The organism is Streptosporangium sp. H16 (genome assembly GCF_051918855.1).
GTDB lineage: Bacteria > Actinomycetota > Actinomycetes > Streptosporangiales > Streptosporangiaceae > Streptosporangium.
In genome coordinates, this window is the sequence record NZ_JBPXMD010000011.1 from 260,347 (window position 1) to 276,528 (window position 16,182).

The 16,182-nt window shown below is 71.2% G+C and carries 13 protein-coding genes; 3 read left to right on the forward strand and 10 right to left on the reverse strand.

Annotated elements, in window-relative coordinates:
* Window positions 1-561, reverse strand: a complete 561-nt coding sequence (locus ACTOQ2_RS20835; protein ID WP_440101458.1) for a hypothetical protein — start codon at window positions 559-561, stop codon at window positions 1-3.
* 227 nt (window positions 562-788) lie between these two features.
* On the reverse strand, window positions 789-2,174 hold the full coding sequence (locus tag ACTOQ2_RS20840) for an LCP family protein (protein ID WP_440101460.1): 1,386 nt from the start codon (window positions 2,172-2,174) through the stop codon (window positions 789-791).
* Between the two features lie 228 nt (window positions 2,175-2,402).
* On the opposite strand from ACTOQ2_RS20840, the gene ACTOQ2_RS20845 reads away from it, so the two are divergent.
* On the forward strand, window positions 2,403-3,326 hold the full coding sequence (locus ACTOQ2_RS20845) for a hypothetical protein (protein ID WP_440101461.1): 924 nt from the start codon (window positions 2,403-2,405) through the stop codon (window positions 3,324-3,326).
* On the opposite strand, the gene ACTOQ2_RS20850 is transcribed toward ACTOQ2_RS20845, so the two are convergent.
* From ACTOQ2_RS20850 to ACTOQ2_RS20870, 5 genes are all read right to left on the reverse strand, one after another.
* The gene (locus ACTOQ2_RS20850; RefSeq protein WP_440101463.1) at window positions 3,284-4,195 is read right to left on the reverse strand and encodes an NAD-dependent epimerase/dehydratase family protein; all 912 of its coding nucleotides are present in this window, start codon (window positions 4,193-4,195) and stop codon (window positions 3,284-3,286) included. The two genes, ACTOQ2_RS20845 and ACTOQ2_RS20850, sit on opposite strands and share 43 nt — an antisense overlap.
* Before the next feature lie 133 nt (window positions 4,196-4,328).
* A complete protein-coding gene (locus ACTOQ2_RS20855) occupies window positions 4,329-5,996 on the reverse strand; it encodes a class I adenylate-forming enzyme family protein (protein ID WP_440101465.1) in 1,668 nt (555 codons plus the stop codon).
* Window positions 5,993-7,123 (reverse strand): cytochrome P450, encoded by a 1,131-nt coding sequence (locus tag ACTOQ2_RS20860; protein WP_440101466.1) that lies wholly within the window; start codon window positions 7,121-7,123, stop codon window positions 5,993-5,995. The genes ACTOQ2_RS20855 and ACTOQ2_RS20860 overlap by 4 nt, the downstream gene beginning before the upstream one ends.
* Window positions 7,120-7,851 carry a glycosyltransferase gene (locus ACTOQ2_RS20865; RefSeq protein ID WP_440070596.1) on the reverse strand — a complete coding sequence of 244 codons (732 nt, stop codon included), beginning with the start codon at window positions 7,849-7,851 and terminating at the stop codon, window positions 7,120-7,122. The genes ACTOQ2_RS20860 and ACTOQ2_RS20865 overlap by 4 nt, the downstream gene beginning before the upstream one ends.
* Window positions 7,851-8,810, reverse strand: coding sequence for a 3-oxoacyl-ACP synthase III family protein (locus ACTOQ2_RS20870; RefSeq protein ID WP_440101468.1), 960 nt, complete (start codon window positions 8,808-8,810; stop codon window positions 7,851-7,853). The genes ACTOQ2_RS20865 and ACTOQ2_RS20870 overlap by 1 nt, the downstream gene beginning before the upstream one ends.
* Window positions 8,811-8,981: 171 nt before the next feature.
* Between ACTOQ2_RS20870 and ACTOQ2_RS20875 the strand changes: the two genes are divergently transcribed.
* A complete protein-coding gene (locus tag ACTOQ2_RS20875; RefSeq protein ID WP_440101470.1) occupies window positions 8,982-10,421 on the forward strand; it encodes an MFS transporter in 1,440 nt (479 codons plus the stop codon).
* Window positions 10,422-10,603: 182 nt separating this feature from the next.
* Window positions 10,604-11,962, forward strand: coding sequence for an ABC transporter substrate-binding protein (locus ACTOQ2_RS20880; RefSeq protein WP_440101472.1), 1,359 nt, complete (start codon window positions 10,604-10,606; stop codon window positions 11,960-11,962).
* A gap of 62 nt (window positions 11,963-12,024) precedes the next feature.
* Here the strand turns inward: ACTOQ2_RS20880 and ACTOQ2_RS20885 are convergent, their stop codons facing one another.
* The 3 genes from ACTOQ2_RS20885 to ACTOQ2_RS20895 form a co-directional block, all read right to left on the reverse strand.
* Window positions 12,025-12,990: a GlxA family transcriptional regulator gene (locus ACTOQ2_RS20885; RefSeq protein ID WP_440101474.1), complete on the reverse strand. Its 966-nt coding sequence runs from the start codon at window positions 12,988-12,990 to the stop codon at window positions 12,025-12,027.
* 94 nt (window positions 12,991-13,084) lie between these two features.
* Entirely contained in the window at window positions 13,085-14,419 is a 1,335-nt protein-coding gene (locus ACTOQ2_RS20890; protein ID WP_440101476.1) for a sensor histidine kinase, read from the reverse strand.
* Between the two features lie 261 nt (window positions 14,420-14,680).
* Window positions 14,681-16,114 (reverse strand): LCP family protein, encoded by a 1,434-nt coding sequence (locus ACTOQ2_RS20895; protein WP_440101478.1) that lies wholly within the window; start codon window positions 16,112-16,114, stop codon window positions 14,681-14,683.
* Window positions 16,115-16,182: the final 68 nt, after the last annotated feature.

The following is a 16,182-nucleotide window of genomic DNA, read 5'->3' on the forward strand; positions in this document are numbered from 1 at the left end:
TCAGACCGGCTGGACCCGACGGCGTCGACGGAGCAGGAACGCGCCGGTGACCAGTCCCGCGACGGCTGCGGAGGCCAGCGAGACCGGCAGGACCCAGTCGGCCGGCTTCTCCGGCGCGGCTACGGTGTTGATGTCCGTGGCGCAGACCAGCACGGGTCCGGTAGCGCTCCTGCGGGCGCAGGCCGTCGTCGCCAGGTTCTGCACCGCGGCCCCCGCGACCGCGCCGACCCGGGCGCTCACGTGGACGACGGCGTCCTTCTGGGGCGGGACGTTCACCGTCCACGCCACCTTGCCCTGCTTCACCCGCCCTCCGGCGTCGGCCTTCACGAAGGTCATCGACGGCGGCAGGGACTGCACCAGGAGGACGCGCCTCAGCTGGGCGGTCCCCTGGTTGCTAATGCGGAGTGTGTACGTGTTCTCCGCGCCCGGAGCGGTCTCCCTCGCCCCGTCGTCGAGGGAGATGGAGACCGAGGGGACCGGATCGGCCCAGGCGAGGGGCCATCCAAGGGCGGGTACGGCGATTGCGGCGAGCAGACCCACGCTCGCCAGATGACGTTTCATCCTCGAACCTCCATGATGACACTAAGTAATCACTCCATAACAGCATTCCGACCCTCATGGGTGCTCTCAACGCGCCGGACACGCCGAGGGTGTTGTCCGCCGGTTCACCTGTTCGCCGGTTCGCCGGCCTGTCGGGTCGTCAGCCCGTCAGCCCGTCAGCCCGCCAGGTCGACAGCCCGTCAGCCCACCGGTTCGTCAGCCCACCGGTTCGTCGGCCCGCTGGGTCGTCAGTGGCAGGCGGAGTCGAGGATGACGGCGTTCGTCTCGGCGCGTTCGCCCGCGTTCCTCCGGTTCCCGGCCTGCAGCGCGGGCACGGAACGGGGCGGGGCGGGCGGCGCCGTCAGGGTGGCGATGACCTCGCGCCTGATCAGGTGGTAGTCGGGCGCGCCCGAGTAGATCAGCGGGGGGACGAACTGGAGGCTCCTGATCCTGGAGTCCTTCACCTTCTCCGCCAGCTCGACCAGGTCGGGCAGCAGCTGTCGCGGGATGTCGGTGGAGATCGCGTCGACGGCGGCGGTGGCCAGTTTCTCGAAGCTCTGGAAGACCGCCATCGGATCGGCCTGTTTGGCGACGGCGTTCAGCAGGCACTTCTGGCGGCCCATCCGCACGTAGTCGTCGCTGTCGGTGCGGGACCTGCCGTACCAGAGCGCCTCCTCGCCCGAGAGTTTCCGCCTGCCCGCCTCGATGAGGCCCTCGTTCTGCCTGCCGTACACGATGGGGTCCTTGATGCGGACCCGCACGCCGCCTATCGCGTCGACGATTTCCACGAAACCCCTCATGTCGACCATCGCGTAATAGGGGATGTCGAGCCCGAGGATGCCGCTGATCGTCCTTTTCAGGAGCGTCGGGCCGCGGTGCCGCTTGTTCTGCCGGGGAACCATCTCGGGGTAGTCCTCGGCGTACTGGTAGACCTCGTTGAGCAGGCCCGGCGTGTACGGCGGCTCGCCCTGGAAGCCGTAGGGGAAGCGGTCGCGGGCCGGGCCGGGCGGCATCGGGACGTCCTCCAGGTTCCTGGGCAGGCCGAACAGCACGGTGTCGCCGGTCCGGGTGTCGACGCTGGCCACGGTCATGCTGTCGGTGCGTACGCCGACCCGGTTGGCCGCCGCGTCCGCGCCGACGAGCAGGATGTTGAGCCGGTCCACGCCCTTCCAGGGGTCCACCGGGAGCGGCGTGACACTTTCGGCGAACACCGAGGTCACCACGTTGTGGGAGACGTAGGCCAGCCGGGCCGCGTAGACCATGGGAGAGATCACCAGCACGCACAGCACGCCGATGGCGGCGGCCGAGAGGTACTTGGCCGCGGGGGGCGCCGTCTCCGGCCGTACCAGCAGGTAGGAGCGGATGATCACGGCGACGGCCACCGTGGCGACCAGCATCGCGGTGAGCGCGAAGACCCAGAGCCAGGCCGGTTGCACGGCGAGGGAGAGCAGGGAGGGCCCGGCGGTCAGCACGGCGGTCGCGGCGGCTCCGGCGAGGGTGAGCTCGATGCCCATCAGGAAGGCGCCGGTCAGGCGGCGGCCCACCCAGATATGGGCCAGGCCCCACAGAACGGCCGATCCCAGCGTCAGTGCCAGGCTCGATCCGACGCCTGTTCGCCCCGTATTGCCTGCCATAGCCGTGACATCTCCTGTCCGTCAGCCCAATACGTCGCAGGTTAGTAACGGTTTTCGGTTGAATCGGCTATGTGGTTGTTCGACGCGCTGGGGGTGGTGGGTCAAGGTTTGTAAACCAGATCTCGCCGTCGCGATGACGCTGATCCCCAAGTTCGCGTCAAAAAGAGTCCGTAACCGGTTTTGCCCGGCAAACGCGGGGATTCCCAGGTAAAGCGGTTAGGGGGCCCCGTGCGTAGAGTGATCGGTTCGATTTTGATCGCGCTCGGATGCCTCCTCGCTCCCTTCGCCCTCACCGCCCACTGGGCGGCTAACGAGATCGCGGACCCCAGCCGTTACCTCCGCAACGTGACCCCACTGGCCGCTCACCCGGCCGTCAAGAGCGCCGTCACGAATCGCGTCACCGACGAGATCGTCGTGCGGTTGCGCGGGCTGGGGGTCTCGGTCGGCGGGGAGCTCATCCGCGAGACGGTGAAGGCCGGCGTCAACGACGACTTCGCCGTCGCCTGGGTGGACATCAACAAGCTGACGCACCGCCGGTTCCTCGCGATCCTGGGCCACTCCCCGAACACCGGCGTGCAGGAAGACGTGCAGGAAGACGGTGTCGGCTACGACCTGGCCCCGGTGTACGAGCTGGTCAAGCGGAGGTTGCAGGTCGCCGGCATGGGGGACGCCTCGCGCCTGCCCGAGGCGCACCCCGTCACCCCGCTGCTGCCCACCTCCGCCATGGTCACGATCGACAAGGGCTACGACGAGCTGATCTCGCTGAGATGGGTCCTGCTGGGCCTGTCGCCGGTCCTGATCGTCGCGGGGGTGGCCCTGATCCGCGACCGGTGCACCGCGCTGATCGGCGCCGGGCTCGGCCTGGCCGCGAGCATGCTCGCGCTGGCGATCGCCATGTCCGCGGTTCGCAACGTCTACCTGCCCGGTGCCGTCGCCGGTGGCCTGTCGTACGCCGCCGTGGTCGCGATATTCGACGCGCTGACCGCCTTCCTGAGGAACGGCCTTCGGATGATCTTCACGCTGGGCCTGCTCATGGCGGCGGCGACCTTCTTCGTCAGGGGCAGGCTCATCCGTTCCAGGCTCGCGGCGGCGGCGTTCGAGGCCCGCGCTCACCAGTCCGCGGAACCCTCGAAGGACGTTCCCGAGGGGTGATAGCCGAGCCGGGTGCGCGCGGCGGTGATGTCGAGGGTCCGCTCGACGGCCAGGTGGCCCGCGGCGTAGCGGGTCAGCCGGGGCGGGCGCGGGCGCCGGAGCAGCCGTGACACGGTCTCGGCGACGGCGGCGAGGGGGTCCACCAGCGCGAGCGGCAGGTAGTACGGTTCGGCGTCGATGCCGCGTTCCCCGAGGATCGCGCGCAGGGCGTCGTCGAGCACGACGGGCTCCGCGTCGGTCACGTTGAAGACGCCGTGGTCGACCGGGCCCTCGGCGGCGAGCAGGCAGGCCTGGACCAGGTTGTCCACCGAGGTCAGGCTGACCCGCTGGCGTCCGTCGCCCACCGCGAGCAGCCTGCCGCCCCGGACCGCGCCGAGGACCCGGGGGAGCAGCGTGGTGTCCCCCCTGCCGTAGACCGCGTGCGGCCGCAGGATGACCGCCCGCTCCAGGCACCGCTCCGCGGCGGCCTTCGAGGCGCCGTACGCGTTGGCGTACCGCCCGACCGGGGCGGCGTCCTCGGCGGCCATCACGGTCGGCAGGAACGGGTCGTAGACGCTCGCCGTGCTGACGTGCACGAACCTGGCGCCGGGAAAGGCGGCGGCGGCGTTGCGGGTGCCGTCCACGTTGGCGGCCCAGATGTCACGCGGCGGCCCCCAGTCCGTGACGCTCCCGGCGCAGTGGATCACCACGTCCACCTCCCCCGGGAACGTCACGGGCCGGGGGCCGAGAAGATCCCACGATGTGTACGGAGCACCGCCGACGTGCCCGCCGTCCACCCGGGGCCGCCTGCCGAGGGCCGACACCGTCCAGCCCCGTGCCACGGCCGCGCGGCAGACCGCGCCCCCCACGAATCCGGAGGCGCCCGTCACCGCGATCCTCGGTGGCCGCCCGGTGGGCCCGCCAGGCCCGTGAGGCCCGGCGGCCCGTTCAAGCGCGGCCTGCTCAGGCACGGCCCTCTCCGGCACGGCGGGCTCAGGCACGGCGGGCTCAGGCACGGGCCGCTTATGCACGGCGGGCGACCAGGTCCCGCAGGGCGGCCCGGTCGAGTTTGTCGGCCCTGCCCGAGCGGGGGAAGGCGTCGAGCGGCTCGATCCGGTCGGGCAGGGCCGCGGCGTCCACGATCTCGGGAAGCGCCCTTCGCAGCAGGCCCTCGTCGTAGCCGTCCGCGGGAACGACGGCCAGCACGACCTCCTCGTCCCCGGTCTCGGGGTCGGGGAGCCCGACGATCGCGGCCTCGGCCACCCCGGGCAGCGCCGCGACACCGGACTCGTACAGGCCCGGGTAGATGTTGACCCCGTCGCGGAGGATCATGTCCTTCTTCCGGCCGAGCAGCACCAGCCGGTCTCCTTCGAGCCGGACCAGGTCGCCGGTGGCGATCTCCCGCAGCGGCTCCTCGCCGAGATAGCGCTGGGCGAGGTGGGGGCCGGAGACGAACAGCTCGCCGTCCTCGGCGATCCGGACGCCGACGCCCGGCAGAGGCACCCCGAGCAGATCTCCCCCGTCCTGGGCCAGCTTCTCCCGGGCGGACGCGATCGCGATGGGGAGCGCCTCGGTCATCGCGTAGACCGACAGGACCTCGGGCCCGGCCTCGATCGCCCGGCGGAGCACGCCCGGCGGGGCCGGGGCGGCGCCGAGCAGGAGGTAGCGGAGGGTCGCGGGGAGCCTGGGGGTCTCGCGCAGCAGCCTGTCCAGGTGGACAGGGACGGCGAAGGTGTGGGTGGCCCGTCGCGCGGCCAGTTCCGCGGCGAGGTCACCGCCCCCGGGCAGGGACCAGGTCGCCCCGGCGAGCAGGGCGGGGAGTCCGAGCATCAGCTGGTCGGTGTGCACGACGTCACCGGGACCCAGCGGGAACACGCTCCGGAACATCTCCAGCCCGGCCGCGAGAGATCCCCGGGTGTGCACCACCCCTCGGGGGCGTGCCGTGGTACCCGAAGTGAAGATCACCGCCGCTGGTTGGTCCGGGTCTGTCCCGTACGCCGCCGGACCGGTCGCGGGACCGGCCTCCCGGCCGGCGGCCTCGCCGCCCCGACCGCCCCGACCGCCCCGACCGGCCGGGCCGGTGGGGCCGCCGGACGACCGGAGGATCCGGGAGAGCCGCAGCGCCCCTCGGGGGACTCCCGGCAGCCACGGGCCCGCGTACAGGTGGCGGACGGGATGGCCGGGAAGGGGGTTCGCGAGGTCCGGCAGGAGCAGGCCCCGGCGGCGGGCCAGACTTCTGAGCGGACCGCTCAGGGTGTGGAGCAGGGACTCGCTGACCACCCACGCGGGGCGGGTCGCGGCCATCCGGGCCGCGAGCACGTCGGGCGCCAGGCCGGGGTCCGCGAGGACGAGCGTCCCGCCCGCCGCCACCGCCCCCAGCGCCAGCGTCACCGCGTCGACCCCGGGCCGCACCGCGAACAGCACCCCGTCCCCCGGCCGCATCCCGGATCCCCGCCGCGTCCGGCCCTCCGCTCGCTCCCCGTTCTCCGGACCCGCCCCGGATCCCGGACGTCCTCGGCCCTCCGGCGCCGGCCCGCCCATCGCGTCGCGGACCGCCGACACCCGGCGGGCCAGCTCACCGTAGGCGATCTCGCGGCTCCGGCCGTCGACGATGGCGGTCCGCCCCGGCTCCCGCGCGGCGACCGCCATGATCCCGCTGACGATGTCGTTGATGTCGTTGATGTCGTTCACGCGGCACCGGCCCGGCCGACCCACAGGTGCTCGTAGGTCGGGATGAGGACCCCCCTGGCCGCGCGTCGCCGTACGACGCGAAGCCGGTGGGAGAGCAGGACCGAGGCCACCGCCCGGATCTCCGCCAGGGCCAGCGGGTAGCCGATGCAGAAGTGCGGCCCCGCGCCGAACCAGAGCCTGCGCAGCTCGGGCGGGTGGGCGCGGGAGGGGTCGAACGGGCCGTACGCCCTGGCGCAGTTGTGGGTGACGATCAGCACCCGGTCGCCGGGGCGCACCCGCGTCCCGCCGACGCGCGCCGGAGCGGCCACCGAGCGCAGCATCAGCGGGGTCGGCGTGGTGACCCGCATGGCCTCCTCGATGACCACGTCCAGGTCGCCGACCGGGGTCCGGTGGTCGTGCAGGAGGGCGACGAGCCGGGGGACGAACGTGGCGACGGTCTCGGTACCGGTCAGGAAGAACGCCCCGGCCGCGCCCCTGGCCTCGGCCGCGGACAGCCCCTGCGCCCGCATCCGGCCCATGACCGTGGACTCGTCCCCGGCCTCGTAGGCGGCCTGCGCGATGTCCCCGATCCGGTCGAGCACCCGCCTGGCGACGGCCACCTGCCGGTCCGACAGCCGCCGCGAGCGCAGCGAGACCATCGAGACGACCCGCTCCCCGTCCGCGAACAGCTCCCTGGCCCGCGCCTCGGAGACCTTGCCCAGCCCGATCACCCGGCAGATCACCGCCCCGGCCATCAGCCGCATGGCGTCCACCAGGTCGACCGTCTCGCCCCGCTCCAGGCGCGCGGAGAGATCGTCGAGCGGGTCGCGGAGCACGTCGTCCACCAGCGCGGACACGTACCCGGTGGTGAACAGCGGCATCAGTTTCCTGCGGAGCGCGAGATGGCCGGGTCCCTCCATGTTGAGCAGCACGGAGGGGCCGAGCACGGGTGTCCACAGGTCGCCGGGGGATCCGGGGCCGTCCTTGCGGAACCGCTCGTCCATCAGCACGGCCCGCGCGACGGCGGCGTCGTTGACCACGACTCCCAGCCCGGGGACGCGCACCACGGGCCCGAGCCGGGCCAGCAGCCGCATGAGCGGGTAGGCGAAGGGGTGGGCGGCCAGGTAGAGGCGGGTCTCGTGCCTCACCGGACGTCGATCACTTCGGGCCGGTAGTGGTGGTCGGCGTACCAGGCGAGGGTGCCCGCGAGGCCGTAGGCCCGCAGCCTGCGCACGGAGCCGAAGACCACCACGTCGCGACGCGAGGCGTACGCGGGGGTGAGGGTACGCACCCGGTTGACCAGGGCACGGTCCTCGTGGACCTCCTCGATCGCGGTCCTGGGGAAGCCGCCCGCGCGCTCGTACAGGTCCGCGGTGATGGCCAGGGTGGCGCCGGGCATCATCACGTACGGGCCCCGGTAGCGCGGGTCCCTGTTGCCGGGCCGGAAGCGGCCGAAGGTCGCCGCCACCTCCACCACGAACGGGATGAGGTGGCGCTCCCAGAACTTCAGCCGGAACTCGTCGGTCCGGGGCCGCAACTGCCCGCCGACCATCTCCAGCCCGTCGCCGAAGGCCCGCCGGATGTTGCGCACCCAGTCGGGGCGGGGCAGGCAGTCCGCGTCGGTCCTGGCCAGGTGGGTCGCCCCGTGCGCGATGGCGTGGCGCATGCCGGTGTCGGAGGCGGCGCCCGTGCCCTTCCTCGTCTCGACGACCACCTGGACGCCGTGCCGCCGTACGACCTCGGCGGTGTCGTCGGTGCTCGCGTTGTCCACCACGAGCAGCGTGAAGTCCCGGTCGTCCTGCTCGGCCAGCGCCCGCAGCGTCGCCTCGATGCCGGGGGCCTCGTTGTAGGCGGGGACGATCACCCAGAGGTCCATCACATCTCCGCCAGCATCACACCGGTACTGATGCCGCCGCCCAGCCCGAGCAGCGCCACCCGGTCGCCCGGCCGCCAGCCGCCCAGCGCGAGCTGGAGCGGCAGCGTCGTCGAGGCGCAGTTGCCGTGCTCGGGCAGGCTGACCACGAGCCTGTCCTCGGGGATGTCGAGCACCTGGGCCAGGAAGCGCAGGTAGGGCATCGCCACCTGGTGCACCGCCACGATGGCGAAGTCGTCCCAGGTCAGGCCGGTGCGCTTGAGCGCGTTGAGGAAGATGTCCGGGCCGATCGCCTCGAAGGCCTCCTTCAGCCTGCGCCCGTCGCCGCGGAAGTAGGAGTACTCGGGGTCGCGGGGGTGCGCCGAACCGCCTCCGGGCAGGGTGCCGATCGCCCAGGCCGTGGAGTCGGCCGCGAAGTCGCGGTAGAAAATGCCACGTTCCATGTCGGCGGCGACCGTGACCGCGGCGCCGGTGTCCGACAGCGTGTAGCCCGCGAACGAGTCGACGAACTGCGCGCGGTCCCTGACCCGCCACCGGATCGCCCGCGACGGGATCTCACCCGAACAGACCAGCACCTTGCGGTGCGCGCCGGTGAGGATCAGCGCCTCGGCGATCTGGATCCCGTTGAGCATGCTGTTGCAGGCGTTCTTGACGTCGAACACCGGGCACGAGAGTCCCAGCTTGGCCGCGACGATGTGCGCGGTGGCGGGCTCGACCATGTCCTGGGAGGCCGACGCGAAGATGAGCAGGTCGACGTCGGAGTGGTCGAGCTCGCGGGCCGCCTCCGCGGCGAGGTCCGACGCCTGCTGGTCGTCGCGGGCCACGTGGCGGCGCCGGATTCCCGTCAGCCGCTCGACGACGCCTCCGTGGGGCACGTAGCCCTCGATCCGCCGTTCGACGTCCGCGCTGGACATGGTCCGCTCCGGCAGATACGTCGCGACGCCCGTGATCCGGGCTTTCATTGATCTCCCTGAACAGCGTCAAGTCTCCCCATGCTCGCGCAATGTATCTAAAACACGGTGATTTGTCCTGATCACGGGGAGGTGAAGGGGGCAAACGGGAGGGAGGAGAACAACGAAACGACGGAAATCACTCCGGTATGAGCCGGCCGTGAGGGGGCAGCAGGTGCTGCCATGAGCGACGTTCGGACGGGACCGGTGACCACGAAGGTCCCCGCGCGGTTGGACCGGTTGCCATGGTCACGATGGCACTGGATGGTCATCATCGGACTCGGCACCGTCTGGATCCTCGACGGTCTCGAAGTGACGATCGTCGGAAACCTCTCCGCCCGGCTGGCCAAGGAGGGCAGCGGCCTGGCGATCACCCAGGCCCAGGTCGCGGGTACCGCCGCCGCCCTCTACGTGGCCGGAGCGTGCCTGGGGGCGCTGTTCTTCGGCTGGCTCACCGACAGGTTCGGCCGCAAGAAGATGTTCATCATCACGATGGTCGTCTACCTGGTCGCCACCGCCGCGACGGCGTTCTCGTTCTCCGCCTGGTGGTTCTTCCTGTTCCGGTTCCTGACCGGGTTCGGCATCGGCGGCGAGTACGCCGCCATCAACTCGGCCATCGACGAGCTCATCCCGAGCCGGCACCGGGGCAGGATCGACATCATCATCAACGGCAGCTACTGGCTCGGCGCCGCGGGCGGCGCGCTGCTGACGGTGCCGCTGCTCAACAACCTGCCGCTGAACATCGGCTGGCGCGTCGCGTTCGGCATGGGCGTGGTGCTCGGCCTGGCCATCCTGCTGGTGCGCAGGCACGTGCCGGAAAGTCCACGCTGGCTGTTCATCCACGGCCGTGACGAGGAGGCCGAGGGGCTGGTCGACGGGGTGGAGAAGCAGGTCGAGCGCGAGAAGGGCGTCAAGCTCGACGAGCCCTCGCAGTCGATGACCATCCACCAGCGCAAGTCCATCGGGTTCGGCCGGATCGCGCACACCATGGTCGCCCGCTACCCCAAGCGCACCGTCCTCGGCCTGTCGCTCTTCATCGGCCAGGCGTTCCTCTACAACGCCATCACCTTCGGGTACGCGCAGATCCTGTCGACCTTCTTCGGCATCGAGACCGAGACCGGCTACTACTTCGCCGTCATCGCGGTCGGCAACTTCCTCGGCCCGCTCCTGCTCGGGCGGTTCTTCGACACGATCGGCCGCATCCCGATGATCTCCGGCACCTACATCCTGTCCGGGGTGCTCCTTTTCGGCACGGCCTGGCTGTTCAACCAGGAGGTGCTGACCGCGACCACGCTCACCGCCTGCTGGTGCGTCGTGCTCTTCTTCGCCTCGGCCGGGGCGAGCTCGGCCTACCTGACCGTCAGCGAGATCTTCCCGATGGAGACCCGGGCCATGGCCATCGCGTTCTTCTACGCGATCGGCACCTTCGTCGGCGGCGTGTCCGGGCCGCTGATCTTCGCCGGCCTCGTCGAGAGCGGCAGGCCCGGTGACACCGCGCTGGCCTTCTGCATCGGCGCGACTCTCATGGTCGCCGCCGGGCTGGTGGAGCTCTTCCTCGGGGTCAAGGCAGAGGGCAAGGGCCTGGAGGACATCGCCGAGCCACTGAGCGCCGTCTCCGACTGAAGCGCCGTCGCGGTCTGGGGACGCGGCTCCGTCGGGAGTTTGACGGTCCTCTGTCGCGGCAGAGGACCACATAAGATCATTTTTCGTGATCGACCGGATCGACCGGATCGACCAGATTGACCGTGATCGACCCCGCTGGGCTGAACACCGTCACCCGCACCGTGATTCTGCTGGAGGTATGCATGCGTGGTACCGCTCGTGCGTTCGCCATGACCACCGCGGCCCTCGCCCTCGGGCTGACCGCCTGCAGCGCGGGCGGGCCGGTCGACGGCCGGCCGGTCGCGCAGTCCGTCCCCAAGGCCGGTGAGGAGACCAAGAAGCCAGGGAAGCCGGCCGGACCCGTCACCCTGAAGTACTGGACCTTCGCCCCGCCCGCGGCCGCGCTGAAGAAGGCGGTCACCGCGTTCGAGCAGGCGAACCCCAGCATCGAGGTCGAGCTGCGCACCTTCGACGAGGCCGACTACCGCAAGCGGCTGCCCAAGGCGCTCGACGGTGACGAGGCACTCGACGTCGTCGGCATCCAGGTCCCGACGATGACCCGCGCGGTCGTCGACCGGCTTCGCCCGGTCGACGACTGGAAGGACAAGGTCTCCGGCGGCTGGGTCGAAGAGCTCGACAAGAGCGCGGTGAAGCAGACGAGAAAGGCCGCCAAGAACGGCGAGCTCTACTCCGTCCCGATGGGGTCCAGCGGCGGCGCGGTCATGTACTACAACGCCAATCTCCTGTCCGAGCTCGGGGAGTCCTTCCCCGAGACGGCCGCCGATCTGGAGTCCATCGTCATGCGGGTCAAGAAGGAGATCCCCGGCCTCCGGCCGGTCGTCTTCTCCGGGGAGCCTCGCCGGCAGGAGGAACTGCTGTTCACCATCGCGGGCCAGACCCAGCCGACCCTCTCCGACGACCTGCTGGCCGGTGACAAGCCGTGGAACGGCCCCGAGACGGTCTCGGCCCTGACGGCCTACGGGTCGTTGTTCGACCGGGGCGTGCTGGCGAGGTCGGGGCTGACCCTCGAGGGCGACCGCCCGGCCGAGCTCTTCCGCGCCGGCAAGGCCCTGTTCCTGGTGGACGGCTCGGACCGGAGCCCCATGCTGTCCGCGTCCTACCGCGAGACCACGAAGGCCTCCGTCAAGAAGGTCGGCGCGGGTCCCTTCCCGACCATCCTGCCGGGTGCCGAGCCCGCCGTCCGCAGCACGGTCGAAGTGGGCCTGGCCATCCCCAGAAGTTCCAAGCACGTGGCCGAGGCGGCCACGCTGATCGAGTTCCTGACCGCGGGTGAGGGCGTCTCCGGCTGGGCCGGAGACCTGACGATGGTCCCCTCTCGCGAGGACTTCCGGATGGACTCGTCCGTCTTCGCCACCCCGGAGGGTAAGAACGGCTACGCCGCGATCCAGGAACTCATCAGGGACGGCGGTTCCCTGAACGTCCCCGACGAGGTCTTCCTGGAGCGCGCCGAGGGTGACGCCATCCTCGACGTCGCCCATGGCCGGACCACCGCGAAGAAGGCGGCCGACCGCCTGCAGAAGGAGTGGGCCCGCGGCCAGTGACGGTTTCCCGGCACGGCCGGTGACGGCCTCTCTTCCGTGGCGGCTCTCCTGCGGTGGCCGGATCAGGCGTCCACGAGCCGGAAGGTGCGGCGGTAGGCCATCGGTGAGACACCGATGGCCACCTGCAGGTGCTGGCGGAGCGAGGCGGCGGTGCCGAACCCCGAGCGCAGGGCGACGCCGTCCACCGGCAGGTCGCTGGTCTCCAGGAGCCGCCGGGCCAGCTCGATCCGCTGCAGGATGAGCCACTGCCCCGGGCTGAGGCCCATCTCGTCGCGGAAGCGCCGGGTGAAGGTACGGCGGCTCATCCGGGCGTGGGCGGCGAGCTCGCTGAGGGGGAGCGGCTCGTGCAGCCGCTCCAGCGCCCAGGCCCTGGTCGCCGCGGTCGTCGCGGCGGTCGGGGCGGGAAGCGGGTGCTCGATGAACTGGGCCTGGCCGCCGTCGCGCCACGGAGGGACGACGCATCGCCTGGCCACGCGGTTGGCCACCTCGGTGCCGTGGTCGCGCCGGACGATGTGCAGGCAGAGATCGATCCCCGCGGCCACCCCGGCCGAGGTGAGCACGTCCCCGTCGTCCACGAACAGCACGCTCGGGTTCACCTTGACCTTGGGGAACAGCTTCTGGAAGTGGTCGGCGCTGCTCCAGTGGGTGGTCGCGGGACGACCGTCGAGCAGTCCGGCCGCCGCGAGCACGTAGGCGGCGGTGCAGATCGAGACCAGGCGGGTGCCCGGCCGGATACGCGCGATCGCGGCGGCCAGGGGCTCGGGGAGCCTGCCCTCGCTGGAGGTCGTGCTGAGGACGTGGGTGGCCGGGATCACCACGGTGTCCGCGCCCTCCAGGGCCTCTGCCCCGTGCTCCACCGTGATCGAGAAGTCGGCGTCGGTGCGTACGGGGGCGCCGTCGACGGTGCAGGTGAGCACCTCGTAGAGCCGTCTGCCGTCCGGGCCCTTGGCGCCGCCGAAGATGCGCGGCGGGATGCCCAGCTCGAAGGGGATCACACCGTCCAGGGCGAGCGTGACGATCCTGTGCATGACCCGATTCTTACACATGAAAGATATCGGCCATCTTTGTCGGACCGCTTTCCGCGGTTCGTCGCGGTGCGTCCGTCTCTGCCGTGTGGCGAGCTCAGGAGCGGAACGCGCTCAACAGCGGCAGGCGGAGGACGAGCCGGGCGCCGCGGCCGGTAGTGCTGTCGGCGGCGTAGAGCCGGCCGTAGTGCGCCACGGCGATGTCCCTGGCGATGGGCAGGCCCAGGCCGGTTCCCCCGGCGTCGCGGCTGCGCGCCGAGTCCAGGCGGGTGAACCGCTGGAAGACCCGCTCCCGCTCTTCCGCAGGGATGCCGAGCCCGTCGTCGGTGACCTCCAGAACGGCCTCGCCCCGCTCGCTCCGGACCCGGACCCGCACCTCGCTCACCGCGTGCCGGTCGGCGTTGGCCAGCAGGTTGGTCAGCAGCCGGCCCAGCTGGAGCCTGCTGCCTCGCACCACGACGCCGGGGGCGCGCTCCAGCAGCAGCTCGTGCCGGGACGAATGGCGCTTCGCCTCGTAGGTGACCAGCTCGGCGAGGTCGACCGGCTCCGGCGGGCCTGCTACGCCGGCGTTGAGGCGGGCGAGCAGCAGCAGGTCCTCGACGATGGCCTGGAGCCGTTCCACGTCCCTCAGCGCGGAGCACATCGTGCTCAGCGGGCTCTCCGCCTCCGGATCGGAGATCGCCAGTTCGAGTTTGGTGCGCAGCCCGGTCAGGGGGGTGCGAAGTTCGTGGGAGGCGTCGGAGGCGAATCGGCGCTGGTTCTCCACGGCCCGCTCCAGCCTTTCGAGGGTCGCGTTGATGGTCTCGGTGAGATGCGCCATCTCGTCCCCGGACTCGGGAACGGGCATCCGGCGGCTGAGGTCGGAGGCGGTGATTTCGGCCATCTCGGTACGGATCCGTCCCACTGGCGCGAGCGTACGACCGGCGAGATGCCAGGTGCCCCAGCCGAGCAGCGCGAGAAGCCCCAGGGAGAAGAGCGCCAGCGCGACCTCGAGGGAGTTGGTGCGGAGGACCGGGGGCTCCGGTGCCGCCGCGTAGACCATGACGTCGCCGTAGACGGTGTGGGCCATCCGGAGGCCCACGGTGATGTAGCACTCCCGTTTCACCGCCGAGGAGCCCACGCACGACGTCCCGTCCACGCGGATGTCACCGCCGACCGGGCGCATCCGGCTGATCGGGGGCGAGCCGAGCATGGCGGGGCTGGCGGCGACCACCCGGCCGTCGTTCGCGACGACCTGGATGCGGTCGATGCGGTTGACCGGGGGGACGACGGGGTTCGGGCGGCCCTTCTGGATGTCCAGGCCCGTCTTCCTGGCTGCCACGGCCGTCGCGCCGACGAGGTCGGCCACCAGCCTGTTCTGTGCGATCTGCCACGTCGCGAACGCGCCCGTCCCCAGGGCCAGGGCGAACACGACGATCGCTATGAGGGTCACCCGACCCCGGATCGAACGCGGACGTCGCAATACGTATACCCCCCGAAAAGCGGCTTTCCTTCCCTAAAGACGCTTTTAACCATTTATAGGGGACGGGTATTAATCCCCAGGCAAAGCGTGGCCAAGTTCTCAGCGCGTTCGGCGGCGAGGGCCATGGTTTCCACGAGCCCGGGCCGCGGAGGGTGGTCGCGGTCTCCGGCCCCTCCGCGGCAGGTCGCTCGTTCCCCTGCGGATCGCCGCGAAGTCTTCCCGGCAGGACGATCAGGCGCCGGCGCACGAGTCGTGGGTCGCGTCGAATCCCTTCAGGCTCTCGTTGTCGCCGCGGGGGAGCGGCTTCAGGCCTTTCCAGTCGTCGCCGATCGTCAGGACGAGCCTGCCCGTGGTCGCCCGGCGGACGGGCAGCGGCCTGGCGGCGAGCAGGTCTCGGCTGAGGGTGGGCGCCTTGGCGGCGCCGTTCGGTGAGTAGGCGATCGTGGTCGTCGGGTACGGCTTGCGCGACGCGTCGCCGACCCTGGCGACGTGGTAGCCGCGCTCCTCCAGCTGGACGGCGACCAGGGTGGCCAAACCGGACCGCATGGTCCCGTTGCGCACCTCGACCTGGATCTTCGACCGGGGCACCCTGCTCTGGCCGCCCTTGACCCCGGAGCCGCTGATCGCCCGGTCCGTCGCGACGATCTTGAACAGCCTGCCGCTCTGCGGCTGGACCCACTCCACCCGGCCGGGGTGGACCAGCGAGTAGCGCCACGGGGTGGTGATGAAGTGGATCTGCCCCGCGGCGAGTCCCTGCGCGCTGGTCGCCAGGTCCCGCATGACGCCCGGGGTGAGGCCGGGGTCGGTGGTGACCGACTTCGTCGCCGCGTCGAGGAAGCCGAAGAGCCGGGTGGGGTCGGTGAGCGTCTCGCCGCTCATGACCTTCTTGACCATGGAGGCGATGAACATCTGCTGGCGCTGGATGCGCCCGATGTCCGATCCGTCGCCCAGGCTGTAGCGGGCCCGGACGTAGCCCAGGGCCTGCTCACCCCCGAGGTTCTGGCGCCCGGCCGTCAGGTGGAGCAGGGCCTTCTTGTCGTTGATCGCCTCGGGTACGCAGACCTCCACGCCGCCGACCGCGTCGACCATGCCCTTGAAGCCGGTGAAGTCGACCTTCACGAAGTGGTCGATGTGGATGCCGGTGAGCGACTCGACGGTCTTCCAGGTGCAGGTGATGCCGCCGGAGTTGAACGACTCGTTGATCATGCCCACGTGCGGTCGCTGCCCGGGCAGTCCCTGCCTGGCCCGGCAGGCGGGAAGCTGGACCATCGAGTCGCGCGGGAAGCTGACGACCATCGCGTTGTCCCGTTTCGGCGAGATGTGCGCGAGCATGATCGTGTCGGTCCGCTCGCCCGCCACCCGGCCGTACCGCGCGTTCTTGCCGCCCCGCTGGTCCGAGCCGACGACCAGGACGTTCATCGCCTTGCCCGCGGCCTTGACCGGGCGCCGCCCGAGGTCCTCCGCCGAGACCTCGACGTGCTTGACGTTGCCGCTCAGCTTGACGTACGCGCCGGCCACCGTCCCCGCGGCCACGAGCACCACGGCGGTGACGGCGGCCACCAGCCACCACAACCACCTGCGGCGCGGCCGCCACGAGCGCCGGGCGGGCGGCGCCGGCGGCTCGGGGGGCGGTTCGGGGAATGCGTCGATCAACCCGCTGCTCACGTGACTCCCGGGGGAAGGCGGCCACGGCGTGCGCCCGTGACCGAGGAGCCGTATTCCGGCCGTCGCAG

What these genes read in the sequence shown, in the direction of transcription:
- ACTOQ2_RS20835 (WP_440101458.1), bottom strand. Translation starts at nt 561, where the DNA reads ATGAAACGTCATCTGGCGAGCGTGGGTCTGCTCGCCGCAATCGCCGTA.
- ACTOQ2_RS20840 (WP_440101460.1), bottom strand. Translation starts at nt 2,174, where the DNA reads ATGGCAGGCAATACGGGGCGAACAGGCGTCGGATCGAGCCTGGCACTG.
- ACTOQ2_RS20865 (WP_440070596.1), bottom strand. Translation starts at nt 7,851, where the DNA reads ATGGACCTCTGGGTGATCGTCCCCGCCTACAACGAGGCCCCCGGCATC.
- ACTOQ2_RS20870 (WP_440101468.1), bottom strand. Translation starts at nt 8,810, where the DNA reads ATGAAAGCCCGGATCACGGGCGTCGCGACGTATCTGCCGGAGCGGACC.
- ACTOQ2_RS20875 (WP_440101470.1), top strand. Translation starts at nt 8,982, where the DNA reads ATGAGCGACGTTCGGACGGGACCGGTGACCACGAAGGTCCCCGCGCGG.
- ACTOQ2_RS20880 (WP_440101472.1), top strand. Translation starts at nt 10,604, where the DNA reads ATGCGTGGTACCGCTCGTGCGTTCGCCATGACCACCGCGGCCCTCGCC.
- ACTOQ2_RS20885 (WP_440101474.1), bottom strand. Translation starts at nt 12,990, where the DNA reads ATGCACAGGATCGTCACGCTCGCCCTGGACGGTGTGATCCCCTTCGAG.